This is a genomic window from uncultured Virgibacillus sp. (assembly GCF_947495635.1).
GTDB lineage: Bacteria > Bacillota > Bacilli > Bacillales > Amphibacillaceae > Virgibacillus > Virgibacillus salarius.
This window is the reverse complement of sequence record NZ_CANMAB010000095.1, coordinates 1-16,424: the sequence shown is the minus strand read 5'-3', so window position 1 is coordinate 16,424 and position 16,424 is coordinate 1. Positions and strand designations below refer to the sequence as shown.

Annotated in this window: 15 protein-coding genes and 1 riboswitch; of the genes, 4 read left to right on the top strand and 11 right to left on the bottom strand. The window is 37.5% G+C overall.

What is annotated here, in order from left to right:
• Nucleotides 1-378: 378 nt before the first annotated feature.
• The 4 genes from Q1A47_RS16680 to Q1A47_RS16665 all read right to left on the bottom strand — a co-directional run bounded on the left by Q1A47_RS16680 (nucleotide 379) and on the right by Q1A47_RS16665 (nucleotide 4,753).
• A complete protein-coding gene (locus Q1A47_RS16680) occupies nucleotides 379-1,359 on the bottom strand; it encodes a zinc-binding dehydrogenase (RefSeq protein WP_026680714.1) in 981 nt (326 codons plus the stop codon).
• 40 nt (nucleotides 1,360-1,399) lie between these two features.
• Nucleotides 1,400-2,347, bottom strand: a complete 948-nt coding sequence (locus tag Q1A47_RS16675) for an ArsA family ATPase (RefSeq protein ID WP_166530408.1) — start codon at nucleotides 2,345-2,347, stop codon at nucleotides 1,400-1,402.
• Nucleotides 2,348-2,369: 22 nt separating this feature from the next.
• Nucleotides 2,370-2,627 carry a cory-CC-star protein gene (locus Q1A47_RS16670; protein WP_121605020.1) on the bottom strand — a complete coding sequence of 86 codons (258 nt, stop codon included), beginning with the start codon at nucleotides 2,625-2,627 and terminating at the stop codon, nucleotides 2,370-2,372.
• Nucleotides 2,628-3,016: 389 nt separating this feature from the next.
• On the bottom strand, nucleotides 3,017-4,753 hold the full coding sequence (locus Q1A47_RS16665) for a carbon starvation protein A (protein ID WP_166530397.1): 1,737 nt from the start codon (nucleotides 4,751-4,753) through the stop codon (nucleotides 3,017-3,019).
• Nucleotides 4,754-5,030: 277 nt separating this feature from the next.
• Between Q1A47_RS16665 and Q1A47_RS16660 the strand changes: the two genes are divergently transcribed.
• Nucleotides 5,031-5,168 carry a hypothetical protein gene (locus Q1A47_RS16660; protein WP_162986402.1) on the top strand — a complete coding sequence of 46 codons (138 nt, stop codon included), beginning with the start codon at nucleotides 5,031-5,033 and terminating at the stop codon, nucleotides 5,166-5,168.
• A gap of 26 nt (nucleotides 5,169-5,194) precedes the next feature.
• Complete coding sequence (locus Q1A47_RS16655; protein WP_299632505.1) at nucleotides 5,195-5,323, top strand: hypothetical protein; 129 nt, start codon at nucleotides 5,195-5,197, stop codon at nucleotides 5,321-5,323.
• On the opposite strand, the gene Q1A47_RS16650 is transcribed toward Q1A47_RS16655, so the two are convergent.
• Nucleotides 5,309-6,739 (bottom strand): hypothetical protein, encoded by a 1,431-nt coding sequence (locus Q1A47_RS16650; protein ID WP_166530396.1) that lies wholly within the window; start codon nucleotides 6,737-6,739, stop codon nucleotides 5,309-5,311. The genes Q1A47_RS16655 and Q1A47_RS16650 overlap by 15 nt on opposite strands.
• A gap of 112 nt (nucleotides 6,740-6,851) precedes the next feature.
• Between Q1A47_RS16650 and Q1A47_RS16645 the strand changes: the two genes are divergently transcribed.
• Entirely contained in the window at nucleotides 6,852-7,202 is a 351-nt protein-coding gene (locus Q1A47_RS16645) for a general stress protein (RefSeq protein ID WP_026680709.1), read from the top strand.
• Nucleotides 7,203-7,713: 511 nt separating this feature from the next.
• Here Q1A47_RS16645 and thiT read toward each other — a convergent pair.
• The 3 genes from thiT to Q1A47_RS16630 form a co-directional block, all read right to left on the bottom strand.
• Nucleotides 7,714-8,283 carry an energy-coupled thiamine transporter ThiT gene (gene thiT, locus Q1A47_RS16640; protein WP_166530395.1) on the bottom strand — a complete coding sequence of 190 codons (570 nt, stop codon included), beginning with the start codon at nucleotides 8,281-8,283 and terminating at the stop codon, nucleotides 7,714-7,716.
• A 108-nt stretch (nucleotides 8,284-8,391) separates the two neighbouring features.
• Nucleotides 8,392-8,494, bottom strand: a riboswitch (TPP riboswitch).
• A 259-nt stretch (nucleotides 8,495-8,753) separates the two neighbouring features.
• Nucleotides 8,754-10,538, bottom strand: coding sequence for a M3 family oligoendopeptidase (locus Q1A47_RS16635; protein ID WP_026680707.1), 1,785 nt, complete (start codon nucleotides 10,536-10,538; stop codon nucleotides 8,754-8,756).
• Nucleotides 10,539-10,680: 142 nt separating this feature from the next.
• Nucleotides 10,681-10,938: a phage holin gene (locus Q1A47_RS16630; RefSeq protein WP_121605015.1), complete on the bottom strand. Its 258-nt coding sequence runs from the start codon at nucleotides 10,936-10,938 to the stop codon at nucleotides 10,681-10,683.
• Nucleotides 10,939-11,208: 270 nt separating this feature from the next.
• On the opposite strand from Q1A47_RS16630, the gene Q1A47_RS16625 reads away from it, so the two are divergent.
• Nucleotides 11,209-11,745 (top strand): YceI family protein, encoded by a 537-nt coding sequence (locus Q1A47_RS16625; RefSeq protein WP_026680705.1) that lies wholly within the window; start codon nucleotides 11,209-11,211, stop codon nucleotides 11,743-11,745.
• Nucleotides 11,746-12,160: 415 nt separating this feature from the next.
• Here Q1A47_RS16625 and Q1A47_RS16620 read toward each other — a convergent pair whose 3' ends face one another.
• The 3 genes from Q1A47_RS16620 to Q1A47_RS16610 form a co-directional block, all read right to left on the bottom strand.
• The gene (locus Q1A47_RS16620; RefSeq protein ID WP_026680704.1) at nucleotides 12,161-14,188 is read right to left on the bottom strand and encodes an iron ABC transporter permease; all 2,028 of its coding nucleotides are present in this window, start codon (nucleotides 14,186-14,188) and stop codon (nucleotides 12,161-12,163) included.
• A 4-nt stretch (nucleotides 14,189-14,192) separates the two neighbouring features.
• A complete protein-coding gene (locus Q1A47_RS16615) occupies nucleotides 14,193-15,191 on the bottom strand; it encodes an ABC transporter substrate-binding protein (RefSeq protein WP_166530394.1) in 999 nt (332 codons plus the stop codon).
• Nucleotides 15,192-15,354: 163 nt separating this feature from the next.
• Nucleotides 15,355-16,218, bottom strand: a complete 864-nt coding sequence (locus Q1A47_RS16610; RefSeq protein ID WP_166530393.1) for a VanW family protein — start codon at nucleotides 16,216-16,218, stop codon at nucleotides 15,355-15,357.
• Between the last annotated feature and the right edge of the window lie 206 nt (nucleotides 16,219-16,424).

Below are 16,424 nucleotides of genomic sequence, written 5' to 3'. Positions count from 1 at the left end.
AAGCGAAGTAATTAGTCGGAGCATTGCCAATATACATCAAACATTTCAAAATAACTACTTCGCTTAACGCAGTCATTGCACTGATTTTATACTTTCTTAACTTAGAACAAAAGCGAAGTGCCCGATTAGAAACGTAGCGACTATTGCGAGTCAACGGATGTAAAGGAATCACGGTGTGCTTGCGAGACGATGATGACTTAGATTAGGGCGGTAATTCGTAAAGCCGCCTCGTTTCTGGCGCTGGAGCTAGACGTGCTCAACACACCCATTTATCCACATGGGCTAAATTTATAATTTCCTTCATTTCCTAGACTATTAAAAAACAGGCTCGCAGCATATTGCAAGCCTGTTTTTTAATAGTTACGATTTATTCCCTATTTACGTAAGGTTAATCGCTATTTTACCAAACTGCTTGTTTTCCTCTAAATGATCAAACGCCTTTTGAATATTTGACAATGAGAACGTGCTATCTACGATTGGGTGTACATTATATTGCACAATATGATTAAGCATAGCACGAAGCTCCTCTCTACTCCCCATCGTCGAACCTAGTAATTGATATTGACCATAAAAGAATTCCCGCAAATTCAGATGAATCATGTCTTCTGTAGTTGCTCCAAAAACTACCATTCTCCCTCCTTTTCTTAATACTTCTAATGAACGTTGAAAGGTTGCCCGTCCAACACTATCTATAACAAGGTCAACCGTTTCATCGGCTAAAGCCTCCGTCCAATTAACATCATTACTGAGCGTAATATCTGCTCCCAATGCTTTTGCCTGCTGTAATTTCTTTTCACTTCGAGACGTTACAATAACCTTTGCTCCCATATTCTTTGCAAAGGAAATAATAAATGTTGATACGCCACTACCAGCCCCCGTAATAAATATAGTTTCGCCTTTCTTTATTTGTCCCTTTGTGACTAATGCGCGATATCCTGTTAATCCAGAAAGCGCTAAAACGCCGGCTTCTTCCCAGGAAAGATGTTGTGGCTTGTCTTCTAATTGCGCTGCGTCTATGGCAATCTTTTCAGCGAACGTACCATGATCAGGCATACCTAAAATGTCAAATCCCTGAGGTGGAGCGTCACTATTAGCCTCCCATCGTAATGCAGGATTGATAATAACCTCATCACCTGGTTGAAAATGGTCTACTTCATCACCTACCTGCTCAACTATACCTGCTCCATCTGATCCTAATATTAAAGGCTCTTTCTTTCCTTTTCTTCGGTTAGGAATATACAAATCACGGCGGTTTAATCCTGCTGTTTTTAAAGAAACTACTACCTCAGTGCCTTTTGGGACTGGGACACTCATTTCACGTATTAACAGTTTTTCATCTTCATGTACAAAACCCTTCATCATTAGTCGCTTCTCCCCTTCTACACATGTATTACCATTGCTAGCTAAATAGTAAATCGTGCTTTTGATAGTATGAACCAAATAATTCTAGTTGCTGTATATCTATAATATCATGAGAAAATAACGGAACATAGATCTTTTCCTGGCTAGGAAATGTACATTCGATCTGATGTACATACTTTTGCTCATATTCCTTACGTTGTATCAAAAATTCACCATCAGCTTGCTCTGGTAACAATTTATTTATGATTAATGTTTTCACATGTAAATGATATTTTTCAAGTAATTGAATTGCTTTCTTTGTTTCCACAATCGGTAGCCGCTCCGGGTTGAGAACAAATATAAAGCTTGTATTAGCTTGATCTAAAAGCAGTTCTCTAGCCTTAGAAAAACGCTTCTGTCGTTGGCTAAGTACATCATATATTGGATCTTCGACAGGATCGCCATCATTTAAAAGCTGACTATAATTCTGATTTGTTTTCCTCCTTCGCTGTAATAATCCATCTATCCAAATGCCCATAAGTTCAGGAAGGGTAAGAAGTCGTATGGTATGACCAGTAGGTGCTGTGTCAACTATTAAATGATCATAATGATCCTGTTCATCAATAATTATAGAAATAAGTTTGTTAAATAACGCTGATTCATCTGCACCAGGAGAAGCTTTAGCTGTATCTAATTGCCGATTCACTTCTTCAATCATCCCAGCATGCATCATATTTTTAATATTTTCCTTTACACCCATTATATAGTTGTTCGTTTCTTTTTCAGGATCAATTTCGATAGCAGATAATAATCTAGTGATTTGGGTTATTTGCCCGCCAATTTCCCGTTTGAAAATATCTCCTAGATTATGAGCAGGGTCTGTAGAAATAAGCAAAGTTTTCTTGTTTAATCTTGCAGCTTCCCATGCAAGTGCTGCTGCAGATGTAGATTTACCCACTCCCCCTTTTCCGCCAATAAATACAATCTTATTTAGTAACGTTGCCATTTGAATCTCCTTTTGATTTTTATTAACAGCACCGAATACCGGATAAAGGTGATTTTTCCATCCCCATTCGTAAATGCCAATCATGAAAATTCTCCACTATGTACGGATAGAGTTCTAATGTATAATAGTAGACTGGATTAGGAATGCCAATCATTTCTGAATATAGTAGTAAGAGAAACACATCATCTTCTTGCCTAAGTTCTCGGGCGATTTCTTGACGATGGGGCATGCTAATCATTTCCTCATACCATTGAATGCACCGCTTCCAATGTTTAAACATGTAATCACTCCTTCACCGAAAAAGGGGCTGTCAAAAAGTGAAACTTCAATCAGTGGAGGTTTTGTTTATCCCCCACGAATGGGATCAGTACCACAAGGGTATGACCTAAAGACCTTTGAAGCCATCGGACATTTACTGGCAGTCAATCCCTCACTTACCTATGTTGTTTTTACTTGATTGCTTGAAGTGGGGGTCTTACTGCCAGTTATATGTGGGATAAAAACTAGCCCTTTTCCAACATGACTGAATTGTATTCCCTTCTAACTGCTAGGCTCTCCTGCAATCTCTCTTCAGAGGATTCACACACACACGCTCACGCTTCCAACAGATGTCTCGTATATTCCAGTTACTTTAATCTAGGCGATTTTTTATAGAAGACACGCCCTTCATTAATTGTCATCATCCAATGGTTTCCCATCGTTTCCTCTCAATACAGAGAATGCAGTTATACTTATCCAAAGTGCAAATATAAAGATAATTGCACCAAAAATAAATAATAATATATCAGGAGATGAGCCTAACCACGACCATTCAAATAAAACCTGCTGGAACATCGCATAAAGTGTCATAAACATTAAGAACACCATTGGTATGAATACAACTGCATAGTTTCGCCCTAATCGTTTCAACCAAACTGCGATAAGCATCAAACTAATCCCTGCCAGTAACTGATTGGCTGTACCAAATAGTGGCCAAAGTTGATAACCTCCAGACCCAAATCCTTTCGGACCTTCTGGTAATAATACAAGCGCAGCACTCGATGCAACTGCCACAGTTGTTGCCACATGTGTCCGTGTTAACACTGGAAGATTATACTCACTACCTAATTCAGCAATGATGTAACGCATGAGTCGAACAGAAGTATCTAAAGTCGTAGCTGCGAAACTAACGACAATAATTGATACAATCGTAACTGCTACATCTGGAGGAATGGCAAGTCCCCCTGCCAGAACAGCGGCCCCTTCAACAAAGGTAGCAAGTCCAGAAGCATTGGCATCAGAGAAGCTGCTATAGGTAGCCATAAATTCATCGGTACTAGCAAAAAAAGTAGCAACAGCAATAATCGATACTAATGCTAATATTCCTTCACCTACTGCTCCTAAGTAGCCTACAAATCTTGCATCTGTTTCCCTATTCAATTGCTTTGACGATGTTCCTGATGAAACAAGTCCATGAAACCCTGAAATAGCCCCGCATGCTATCGTAATAAATAATAAGGGAAGCCAAGGTGTATCCGGGTTAGCATTCGTAGCTGGAGCAGTTATTTCTGGATTTGTAAATAATAATCCTAAGTAAAGAATTCCTAGTCCCACTACAAGCTGATGTGAATTAATAAAATCTCGTGGCTGTAATAATTTCCAAACCGGAAGTGTTGAGGCAATATAGACATAAATCATCAAAATGACGATCCAAATCAGAAATGCCGAAGAAACCGCTCCTAAACCAAATAAACCAGCTCCAGCTTCACCACCCATATAATGAACGAGATCAATTTGAAGAAATTCTACCTTACTAGCAACAATTGCAGTTAAATACATAATTGCTAATGCTAACACGGATGGAATAAGCATTTTTCTGTTTCGTTTATATACAGCATAACCGATCCAGATAGCTAATGGGATTTGAATAAATACAGGAAGCACACTTGCTGGGTAAGATATAAATAAATTTGAAATTACCCATGCAAATACCGCATTGACCATTAACACTAGAATTAAAATGATAAATAAAAACAGTATCTTCGCTCGTTGACCAATTAAACGATGTGCTAATGTACCTACAGATTGACCTTTATTTCGCACTGACAAGACCAATGTTCCAAAATCATGCACACCCGCAGCAAATACAGTTCCAAGTATTACCCACAGGAAAGCTGGCAGCCATCCCCAATAAACGGCAATTGCCGGACCCAATATTGGTGCAGCACCAGCAACCGAAGTAAAATGATGCCCCCATAGTACGAATTTATTTGTAGGAACAAAGTCCACTCCATCACTGTAACGATGTGCTGGTGTCACATAGGTTGGATCAAGTTTAAAAATTTTTTCCGCTACAAAACGCGAATAGTAGCGATAACCTAATGCAAAAACGATCATACCTATTAATGCAACTAAAATACCTGACACTTCTTTATCCCTCCCTTTATCAAATAAAGACCCGTCCAATTTTAGCACGTAATTTTTTAAAGACGTATCTGTATGAGAATATGTGAATACGCTTTATTTTAGTACTGTCTTTCTGCTTTTACATGATTCATTGACCCTTATGTATGGTTTAAAAGGTAATCCCTTATTTATACAGGAAGGATATTTAATAAGGGACCACCTTTTTATTTGAGTCCATTCATACAATTTATAAAACGTGAAACTTCAATCCGTGGGGAGGTTGTTTATCCCCTACTGATTGTTAGTACCACAAGAGTATGACCTAAAGGCCTTTGAACCAATCGGACATTTACTAGCAGTTGATCTCCCTCTTACCTATATTGGGTTCACTTTATTGCTTGAAGTGGGGGCTTACTGCCAGTTATATGCGGGATAAAGTGAAACTTCCATCCGTGGAGGAGGTTGTTTATCCCCCACGGATGGTTAGGTGAACCAATCGGACATTTACTGGCAGTTGACCCCCCACTTATCCATTTTGGGTTCACTTTATTGCTTGAAGTGGGGGCTTACTGCCAGTTATATGCGGGATAAAATAACTACAGCTACAATTGTTGTAATGACTAATCCTACGATAACAGGTATAAAGTTTTTACGTACTAATTCCATTACCGATACACCACAAAAACCAGCGATAGCGATTAAAGAAGACCATGCAACGAGCGTACCACCACCAGTCCATATCGAACCCATTTGCCCTATTGCTGCAAGGGTGGTTGCATCAATGGAACCGTTTTGTAATGATGCCGCTAGAGAACCAGTAAGTGGAAGCCCTGAAAAACCAGAGCCATCAAGCCCTGTAATAATACCAATAAGCAAAACGCTGAATCCGGCTAACAATGCACTTTGTGGAAGATATTCCTGAGTCGATTGAACGAGATCAAATAGGAATGCAGGTGCACGCTCCTCCATACCTAAAATAGCTCCTGCAAAGTCTGAACTACCTAAAAAGAAAAATCCAGCAATTGGAATAACCGGACCCATTGCCTTAAAAGCAAAAACAAATCCATCTGTTATATGTGTTGTTATATAATCGAGCGCATGCTGCCTACGAAATGCAATGGTTGATAATAATAGCAAGATAACTGCAACACCACCAATAAATGCTGCTCCATCTCCTCCTTCTAATCCGCTCATTCTTCCTGTATTAAGCTTTTCATAAACCATGTAACTAACGACGCCAGTTAATGCCAGAGGAACAAGAATAGCAAATAATTTACTCCATACACGTAGTTCATTCGTATGTTGACTTTGTGTATACTCCTTTGTTGTTTGAATGTTTTCAAGTTCTATGTTGTTTCGCACATCCTCCTTCGATCGAATTGTTTTTCGATACATTATATAAGCAAGCATAATAGCAATACCACCTGTTATAAGTGACAAAATAAGTGCTTGATCGGCAACCACAGCTGTTTCTACTCCTGCTGAGATAGCAGATAAATTGGGGGCAACTTGCACAATATAATCAGAGGAAAGTGCCATTCCTTGACCAGCTATTGCTATTGCTACTGCAGCCGTAATTGCTGGTAGACCTGCTCGGATTGCAGCGGGTACCAAAAGCGCACATATTAGGGGTACTGCTGGTGTTGGCCAAAAGAATAGAGATATCAAATAGGTAGCAATAACTAAAACAAAATAAGATATATGACCATTTACCATTATTTTTTGTATTGGCTGAATCATTCGTTTATCTGCACCTAAATCACGTAATGAATTTAATAACGCAAGCATAAAGGTGATGATTAAAAAAATACTAAATAGTTCTTGTGCTGCTACAAGATTTGCATGAAATATTGCGGTAAATCCAGCAATTAGACTACCTTTATAAACCCACGCAATAATAAATGTACCAAATAACGTTGGTAATACGATCCCCTTCCGCATGACCATTGTGCCTATAATTAGTAAGGTAAACAAACCATATAAAATATGGGATATTGAAAGCTCCACGCCAACCTCTTCCTCTCCAATGGATGTGCTATAGCCTATGCAATTCGTACATGTTTAGTTCTTCTAGCGTTGGGTATGATAATAATGAAAGATTGATAAGGAGGTAATTTTAATGAAACCATTTATAAAAGAATATACAAATGATCAGCAATTAAAGGAAGCTATTCAAATACTAAAGGATAAAGGTATTCATAAAGAAGATGTGTATGTTTTATCCCATGATGATGATCGAACAAACCGAATAGCTGATGGTGCGGATGCGAATACCATAGGAATAAGGGAAATGGATATTGGACATGCCGTTGGTAATCTTTTTAGTACACAAGGTGATGAACTAAGAACGAAATTAACCGAAATAGGATTCTCTCAAGCAGAAGCTGAAAACTATGAGGAAGATATGGATGAAGGAAAAGTACTCTTGATTGTAACTAACCATGAGGAAGTTAATAGGTATTTACAATAAAAGCATAAATCTCTACTATACAGTAGTTTTTCATAATTAAACGTTTTAATCTGTCAGTAAGAAAAAGATAACTTGCTTATGATAGGCAAGTTATCAATGCTGTTTCACCAATTCTAATTGGGTGAAGCAGCTTTTCTCATAGTCTAGGAAGAAAATATAAAATTTACCCATTTGGATAAATAGGGGCGTGTTGAGCCGCGTCCAGCTCCAGCGCCCAGAAACGATGTGACTTCACAATCGCCCGCCCTACGAGCTGACTAGCTCCAGTCGCTACGTTTCTAATGCGCTTTTGTTATGACATAAAGATAATAAAGAGCTTGGGAAAAAACAAAATATTTCTTACTCTGAATAATCATTTTATCAGTCTCGATAATAATTGCCGCAATTGATTAAGCTTGCTTTCACCTCTCACTATAACTCTAAACTACTAAATAGAAAATAGTGGGCAAAATCCTCGAGTCAATAACTACCCACTAATCTTCGTATGTTTATTATGAGGAAAACTTCTAGATTAAGCGGACATACGTAATAGTGTACGTGGTTGTTTTTGAAATAAAAAGAACACAAGAACCGTACTTAATATAAAGCCAGGTAACATGTACGACCCGTTATATAGCAACGAGTATAACCATACAGGCTGACCTTCTGGCGCAAATTCACCAAAGAATACAATCCCTCCAGTGAAATGGGCTAAAAAGCGTAAAGCTGATCCTAAAAACACGCCTACAGCAATATAATATAGGCTTATTTTCGTTTTTCCTTCTTTAACTGCTGCTTGGACAGGTTTTGCAAAAATTCCTGCAAAACCTAATACGGTAAACGCAACAATATAATCTAAGAACCCTTGTAGGGGTACGAAGACTGTTGGCCCAAATAATAATTGTAATCCTCCCAACAGCAATCCAGCTAATAAACCGCCCTTGACCCCCCAGCGAAATGCGACAATAAAAATCGGTATCATCGCAAAGGATATGGAGCCACCTTGAGCCCAAACCTTAAATGATAAAAATGGTATAAAATCCAATAAAAATGCAAAAGCTGCAAAAATGGCTACTTCTACTAAAAATAATGTGCTCCTCATATCTTTCTCCTCCCCTTTTTTATGCAGTTAAGTAACTTATCCATACAAAAAAAGCAATGCCAAGGGGAAGACTTCCTGATGGGGAATCTGCTCACATTACTTTTCTGTCCATCAAAAAAGCCACCATCCCTACGCTAGTACTAACTAACAGGTTCAAAGGGTAAGAACAGTTATGTTCACTCTCAGCCAATTGGCTCCCCCTGTAGGCTTCTAACTTATATTTGCTTCTTTTGTCTTACTGTTTAGTGAAACTTCAATCAGTGGGGGTTTTTGTTTATACCTCTGATTGAGAGATAAACTAATCAGACATTTACCGGCAGTCGATTCCCCCACTTACCAATAATGGTTTCACTTTATTCCTTGAAGTGGGGTTCTTACTATCAGTTACATGTGGAATAAATAAGAAACTACTTTTCACTGCCTATTTACTACAAGTATTGTACATGACATATCGTAAAAACACAACAGCGTTACAACGAAAGATATTCGTCAACATCATTGACACATAATTGAATAGCAGCTTCCCAGAATTCAGGCTTAGTTAAATCTGTATCCAAATGTTTTTTAGCAAGATCCTCTACGTTCATGCGACCAGTATCCCTTAAAAGCGAAATATATGCATCTTCAAAACTATCTTCGTTTTCTTGTGCTTTTGCATAGATACCTAGACTGAAAAGATAACCAAATGTATAAGGGAAATTGTAAAATGGCACCCTTGTTATGTGAAAATGTAATTTAGATGCCCAAAAATTAGGATCATACTCCGATAATGCATCACAATATGCCTCTTTCTGTGCTTCTATCATCAAATCGTTTAATCTTTTCACTGGCACTAATCCTTGTTTCCTTTCTTCATAAAAACGCCTTTCAAAGATAAAACGGGAATGTATATTCATAAAAAAAGCAATGCTCCGCTGAATCTTATCCTCTAATAAACTTTTCTTTTCCGCAATCGAACGTGCGCTTTTTACCGACGCATCTGCAACAACCATTTCAGCAAATGTTGACGCTGTTTCAGCAACATTCATTGCATACCGTTGATTAAGTCCATTTACATCATTCATTACATGTTGATGATAAGCATGCCCTAACTCATGAGCTAACGTTGCAATATTAGATGAAGTACCTGAATAAGTCATAAAAATGCGTGTTTGCTTACTATCAGGGAAACTTGTACAAAATCCTCCCGGACGCTTATTTGGACGATCCTCAGCCTCAATCCACCTATTTTCAAAGGCCATTTTCGCAAAATCAGCCATTTGGGGACTAAACTGATTAAAATGTTCGACAATAAAGTCAGCCCCTTCTTCAAACGACGAAGTCTTAACCACTTTGTTTACTGGTGCTCCAACATCATAAATACTTAGTTTGTTAAGTCCAAGTAGTTTGGCCTTGTTCATAAGATACTCTACAAAGGGATGCTTATATTTTTTTATTGCAGTCCACATCGCATCTAATGTTTCTTTTCTCATACGGTTCAAAGCCAATGGTTCTTGCAAAACTTCATTCCAATTTCTATGCTTATATGTTTGTAAACGAAAGCCAGCTAGGTGGTTTAATGTTTGACCAAATAAACTAGCGTTATTCTTCCAAGCTTTATCTAGCTGTTGAAACACTTGCTTACGATATGAACGGTTTGGGTGTGTTAGTTTATTTGTAGCCTGCCCAATAGAATAGCTTTTCGTTTCCCCATCCTCTACCATATCTACACTCATATTTCCTATAATCACATCGTACATTTGTCCCCAAGCGTGATATCCATCAATTGCCAGATCATTGATAAGAACCTCTTGATCTCGCACCAATTGTTCTTTTGCATGATTTCTAAACTCTTCTAACACATATGCTACATCAACTAAATCCTCACTTTTTACAAGTTGGTCCCATACTATGTCAGGAATGTCGACTAGTTTTTGTTCAAATGTCGTTTGAATCGTATCCATTTCGGCTTTTATTTCATGGCGTCTACTGACTAATAAATTTGCTTTCTCGTCTTTAAGATTCTGTGCACTTAAACAGCTTATAAAAGCAAATGCTTCTCTTACTTTCTTCATCGTTGCTTCCAATTGTTTAATAAGTAACACTAATGTTTCTTTATCTCCGTCTCGTTGCTTAGGAGAAAAGTAAGATACCGTGTTAAAAAGGTTTTTCATTTCTTCCTGTGTGGATTGTAAATATGTATGAAATGCTTTTGAGTCACTACCTCCGGGAAAAATCACGTCTAGATCCCATGTAGGATGTAACGTCTGTTCCATTAAATCGCCCCTCTATTTAAAATTAAATTAATCACCCTAACTACATATTATAACAAAAATAAGAATATTTTCATTAGAAAAACAATTGTTCTAATAATCTCATGTAATACAGTGGGAAGGATATTCCCACTGCTACATTAACTTAACTTTTCTTTTTTCTTTTACTTGCTGATGTTAGCCCATTTTCCTTAATTAGCTGCTTTTGCTTCATCCCTATACTTGTAACGTAATTATTCTTAAACCACGCTATTAATGAGGTAACGATTGTAAAAATTGCTGATACTGTGTTCTCAAGCAGTTCACTATCTATTGGTAATGGCGACCTTCCAAAAATAACTAAAAATTGATTTGTTAAGGCAATTACGAGTGCGATGGTTCTAGCTATTGTCCCTTTATCCATTTTAATCCCCCCTCCAACGATGGACGTTTTTCATCCATTAAGATTTTTTAACATATCTACCTACTATTAGTATTTTCATTTATTCCTTTATTTGGAACGGCTTTAGAGTAAATCACGCTATAGTCTACATCGTGTTTTATCTTTATCTATTAGGGAAAACCAGTACTGAAATAGGTTCTAAAATTGTTACTTGACAACATTAATTTATTATTTTATACTAAGTTACATAAAGTAATTAAAGTGATAAATTTAATAATTGGAGGGATTTACATGGGTAAAACTGTTTGGAATATAGACACTGTTCATAGTGAGATTGGTTTTTCAGTAAAACATATGATGATTTCAAAGGCAAAAGGTTCATTTAATAATTTTAATGCGGTATTTGAAGCTGATGTGGATGATTTAACAGGTTCTAAGCTGGAAGTTACCATTGATGTAGGTAGTATTGATACGCGTAATAAGGATCGTGACGATCACTTACGTTCAGCTGACTTTTTCGATGTTGAAAACCACCCAAATATGACATTTGTTGCAACCGACATCCATAAAAAGTCTGGAAATAATTATGAAATTACAGGTGATTTAGCGATTCGTGGAACGAAAAAACTAGTAACGCTAAATGTTGTTATGGAAGGTCAAAGTAAAGATCCAATGAGTGGTAATATTGTTGCGGGCTTTAGCGGAGAAACTACCATTAATCGTAAGGATTTTGGTCTAACATGGAACGCAGCATTAGAAACAGGTGGCGTCCTAGTTGGTGAAGATGTAAAAATTCACTTTGAGATAGAAGCACATAAGCAAGCATAGTAGTCTGAAGCAGTACCTTCAACAAGAAAGTACAATGGCTGTCGTTAAAATGTCTCGACAGCCATTTTTTATGCAGAATATATTCACTACATTAATTTGTTAAGGAGATTTGGACTTTTTTCAATAGGAAGCGAGTGATTTTAGCCCGACATTGGCAGAACAAAAGTGCAAGCGACTGGAGCGAGTCAACGAAGATAAAGGAATTACGGTGAGCTTGCGAGCCGATGATAACTTAGCTTAGGGCTATCTGTGAAGTCGCATCGTTTATGGGCGCTTGCGCTTGACGCAGCTCTACACGCTCATATATCCATATGGGCTAATTTTATAATTTCTTAGACTATAAAAAAAGGCTTGTAAAGAAACAAAGGGATTTCTTTACAAGCTCCTGCTTCAACAAGAAGTATAGATCTTTTTTTTAAGAAGCTCTTTTCTTCATAAGCCATAAGAAATATGGTGCGCCGATAATTGCCACCAAAATGCCTGAAGGAATCTCATTTGGAGCTAACAACGTCCTGCTTAATAAATCTGCAATGACAAGTAAAAGTCCTCCTATAAGCATGGTAACTGGTAACAATCGTGTATTAGAAGGACCTACTAACAACCTCGCAAAATGAGGAGCAATTAGCCCAACAAAACCAATTGTACCAGTTGCTGCAACACTGCAAGCAGCTAAAATAGTAGCGATTAACGCTAATTGAAATCGGGATGACGTCACTCCAAGACCTAATCCTTTTGCTGTTTCATCCCCAAGTGCTAGAGTGTCTAACAAACGGATTCGCACTAGAAGCAGCGGGAATAATAAGACGATTGGCCAAATAAGATAACGAAATAACTCTACCCAACCCTTCGCATAGGTTGATCCTGATAACCACGTCAATGCACCTGCCACACCTAATTCTGCTCGAACGACAAGAATTTGAATAATTGCCGAACCAAAAGCTGAAATACCAATACCTAATAAAGCTAAGATCGTCGGTTGGAATTGAGCACGGATTGCAAATAACATTACGAAAATAAAGAATACTAAAGAACCAATCATAGCTCCCACAGGTATCCATATTGCTGATACACCAAAGACATACATCGTCAATAGAGCACCTACACCCGCTCCAGAAGTTATTCCAATTACAGACGGATCAGCTAACGGATTTCTGAGAACACCTTGAAAAATTAATCCACTAACTGCTAATACCATTCCACTAGCTAAAGCCACCAAAGCACGTGGCAATCGTAAATCAAGAATTAAATTTTTCATGAATTCATTTTCCCCAGCAAATAAAGCCTGGAATGATACAATTGGTTCAAAACCATAATTTCCAGAAGCTAAACTAACTAGGATACCTAAAGTGATCAACCCGATTAACACAGGTAGTAAAATTTTCATGGAAATACCAATAGTAGACTTCCCTGGAATAATAGAAGTTGAATCACCACTGTAGTTTGTTTGTTTCATACGAAATACTAAATAAATTAACCACGGTGCACCTATTAAAGCTGTTATAGCCCCCACAGGGAGTTCTGAAAACGATGGATCGATTACACGGGCCACGACATCTGCCGCCAGCAAGACATTCCCACCCCAAATAAATGAGGCAATGAATAATGGGATATGCCTACGATAACCAATCAATTTAACGATATGTGGCGCGATTAAACCAACGAATCCAATCGGCCCAACTACGCTTACAGTTACTGACGTTAATAAAACGGCTGCTAAAATGGAAATAAACTTCACTGTCACTACCTTTTGCCCTAATGAGGTTGCCACGTCATCTCCTAAGGAAAGCGTATCTAATCTCATACTAACTAGTGCAATTCCTAATAAACCAACTATTATAATGGGCAATGAAAATTGAACCCCGTCCCAACCATTTTGAACCAACGTCCCTGATCCCCATAGAAATAAGCCGGCTGTTTCATTTTCATAAAACAATTGCAATACACTTGTTAGAGAAGAAAATAAAAAGGTAACGATCATGCCAGCCAATACCATTCGTACAGGTGTTGCACTATTCCCTCCGGATAAGACATAAACAATTAAAAAGGTAATTATACCACCGATAAAGGCAACGATCATACCTCCCCCAAACAAAGCACCAGGTAAAAAGACAGTTGCCACAACGACTGAAAAATATGTTCCAGAGTGTATACCTAAAGTGCTGGCGGATGCTAAAGGATTCTTCGTTACTGTTTGTAAAACAACCCCAGCAACAGCTAAGGCTCCTCCAGCAATAACTCCCATAGCTGCACGTGGTAGCCGGAGATAACGAACGGTATGATGTTCTAAAATATCCTGAGGAGAAAAAATAGCTTCTATCACTGTATGTAAAGGAATCGATACACTACCTTGATTAATATGTAAGAACGTTAGGATACATAAAAGTGCGGCTCCTCCTCCAAAGGTAAGAACCGCTCTCATCGTATTTTTAAAAGATGTATTCATGCAATCACTCTTTTACCATCGCATTGACTAACTGTTCTGTTAGTACTTGAGTAGAAAGAACACCACCAAAAGTCCATGTATTTCCAGGAAGTGCATGTGTATTACCTGCTTTTACAAAGCTTAAATCTTCCCATACTGGATTTCCTTTAAGCTGATTCTCAAAAATATTATCCTCTTCTTGAACAATATATAGGAATTGAAGATTCTCTTCATCTTGATAATTCTGTAATGCTTCTACTGTCACTTCGCTATAACCATATGTTTCTATATTATCTGATTGATAAGCATTCGTAAATCCTAAATTCTCCATTACATTTGCAACAATGGAATTGTCCGTGAATAGTCTCATTGTCGGTGTGTTTTGTGCAGTAAATGCTTGAGTTGCAATATAAGATGAACCATCAATGCCCGCTTCTGTTATACGTTGCTTTTGCTCCTCCGTAAAGCTTTCAAGATTTGATATTACTTGCTCGGCTTCTTTTTCTTTATTAACAATTTTAGCGACGGTCTGAAATTCGTTAATCATGTTTTGATAATGATCCTGTACAGCTTCTTCACTATATGGTGCAAACGTAACTACTGGTGCAATCTCTTTTAAACTATCTAAAATTTGTTCATGTCTAAATTTAACACCGATTATTAGATCCGGATTTAATCTGGAAATCGCTTCGAGATTCGGCTCCTGACGTGTCCCAACATCGACTACACTATCATCGAATTTTTCATCGATATTAACCCATTGATGAAATCCGTCCAAATCAGCCACACCTGCTGGCTGTATACCTAATGCCAATAGGTCTTCAGCATAGGACCATTCAAGTACAACAATATTTTTAGGTGTTTCTTTAAGGGTTTGTTCACCTAAACCATCTTCAATTGTAATTGTTTGCGCGTCAGATGTAGAATCTCCGTTTTTTTCTTCTTGCTCCTTATTAGAAGAATCATTACACGCAACTAGCAAACTTATCAAAAATAGCAATAAGATAATTGCAAGCTTCTTCAACTAGATCACTCCTCTAAATCATCTATGTAGACTTGGTTTAGTAAATGATAATGATTATCAATTTCGTTCTAATCATATATGATGCTTCCAGGTATGTCAAGGTGTTTTGAAAGGCATGATCTAGCTAAAATCTTGGAGATCATTTCTTTTGCTATTCATCACACTAACTACCTGTAAAATTCTCTACTGTATCTGATGAAGTTATACGTACTAACATTTTTCCATTACTAGCATGAGCTCGAATCAATACCGGTTCATTGTACATATTCTTGAAAGAGAAATCTGGTCCCCACCAACTAACCGTTGCATCTCTACCTGGGGGAACATAGGGAACGCTTCGACTGTGTGCATATCTTTCAACGATTTGAATACCTTTTAAATCGACCGCATTGAACAGTGTTGATGAAACTTGACATATTCCTCCACCAATATCTTCTGATAATTCACCTTTTACTATAACAGGGGCACGTTTATATCCTCTACTTTTGGTGCGTTCACCTACGACTTTATTAAATGAAAACATCTCTCCAGGAAATACAACGTGATTATCTATTGCCTCAGCTGCTAGAGCAATATTATGTGACCTTTCTTCATTACCCTTTTTATAAAAGGTAACATAATTCCCCAATTCCTTTGTACGTATATCTTCTAATAGGGCTTTATCCACTCTTGGATACACTTTCTCTACAGGAATATGGAACCCGTCTGCTTTATCGTCATAAAACGTTTTTTTAAATTGAATGTAAAATTGATCTTCATCAATTGTTATACCAGGTTTTTCTAAAATAATGTTACCACTCTTTGCTATGGTCGCATTTTTTGGTGCTTTATAGATTTTTTTCTTTAAGTCATCAACCAATTGATGCAATTTATTTTCATCAATAAATAGAGGATCAATCTGATTAAGTGCATATTGATCCACTTCTACTTTTTCTAAACGTATCGCTTTATGTTCAGCTATTTCAGTAGCAAAAACAGTATTTGTCCAAATAACGATGAAACTGATACAAAGTAACAATGCTCTCATGACATGACCTCCTCCCTTTAGTATGAGAAAGTCATAATCATGTCATTCGATAAAATTACAAATGATTAGAAAAACGGAGCAAAATTCGCTCAGTCCTTATCACTAAATGCTCAGATTTACGCTTCCTCTAGGGGCTGGGACATAACTAGCCCTTATGAAGTTAAAAAAGATTCCAGTTATCAAAAAATGATAGCTGGAATCTTTTT

Excerpts from the sequence above, each read along its gene's own strand:
- Q1A47_RS16680 (WP_026680714.1), bottom strand. The coding sequence starts at position 1,359 with ATGAAGGGTTTTGTACATGAAGATGAAAAACTGTTAATACGTGAAATG.
- Q1A47_RS16675 (WP_166530408.1), bottom strand. The coding sequence starts at position 2,347 with ATGGCAACGTTACTAAATAAGATTGTATTTATTGGCGGAAAAGGGGGA.
- Q1A47_RS16670 (WP_121605020.1), bottom strand. The coding sequence starts at position 2,627 with ATGTTTAAACATTGGAAGCGGTGCATTCAATGGTATGAGGAAATGATT.
- Q1A47_RS16645 (WP_026680709.1), top strand. The coding sequence starts at position 6,852 with ATGAAACCATTTATAAAAGAATATACAAATGATCAGCAATTAAAGGAA.
- thiT (WP_166530395.1), bottom strand. The coding sequence starts at position 8,283 with ATGAGGAGCACATTATTTTTAGTAGAAGTAGCCATTTTTGCAGCTTTT.
- Q1A47_RS16635 (WP_026680707.1), bottom strand. The coding sequence starts at position 10,538 with ATGGAACAGACGTTACATCCTACATGGGATCTAGACGTGATTTTTCCC.
- Q1A47_RS16630 (WP_121605015.1), bottom strand. The coding sequence starts at position 10,938 with ATGGATAAAGGGACAATAGCTAGAACCATCGCACTCGTAATTGCCTTA.
- Q1A47_RS16625 (WP_026680705.1), top strand. The coding sequence starts at position 11,209 with ATGGGTAAAACTGTTTGGAATATAGACACTGTTCATAGTGAGATTGGT.
- Q1A47_RS16620 (WP_026680704.1), bottom strand. The coding sequence starts at position 14,188 with ATGAATACATCTTTTAAAAATACGATGAGAGCGGTTCTTACCTTTGGA.
- Q1A47_RS16610 (WP_166530393.1), bottom strand. The coding sequence starts at position 16,218 with ATGAGAGCATTGTTACTTTGTATCAGTTTCATCGTTATTTGGACAAAT.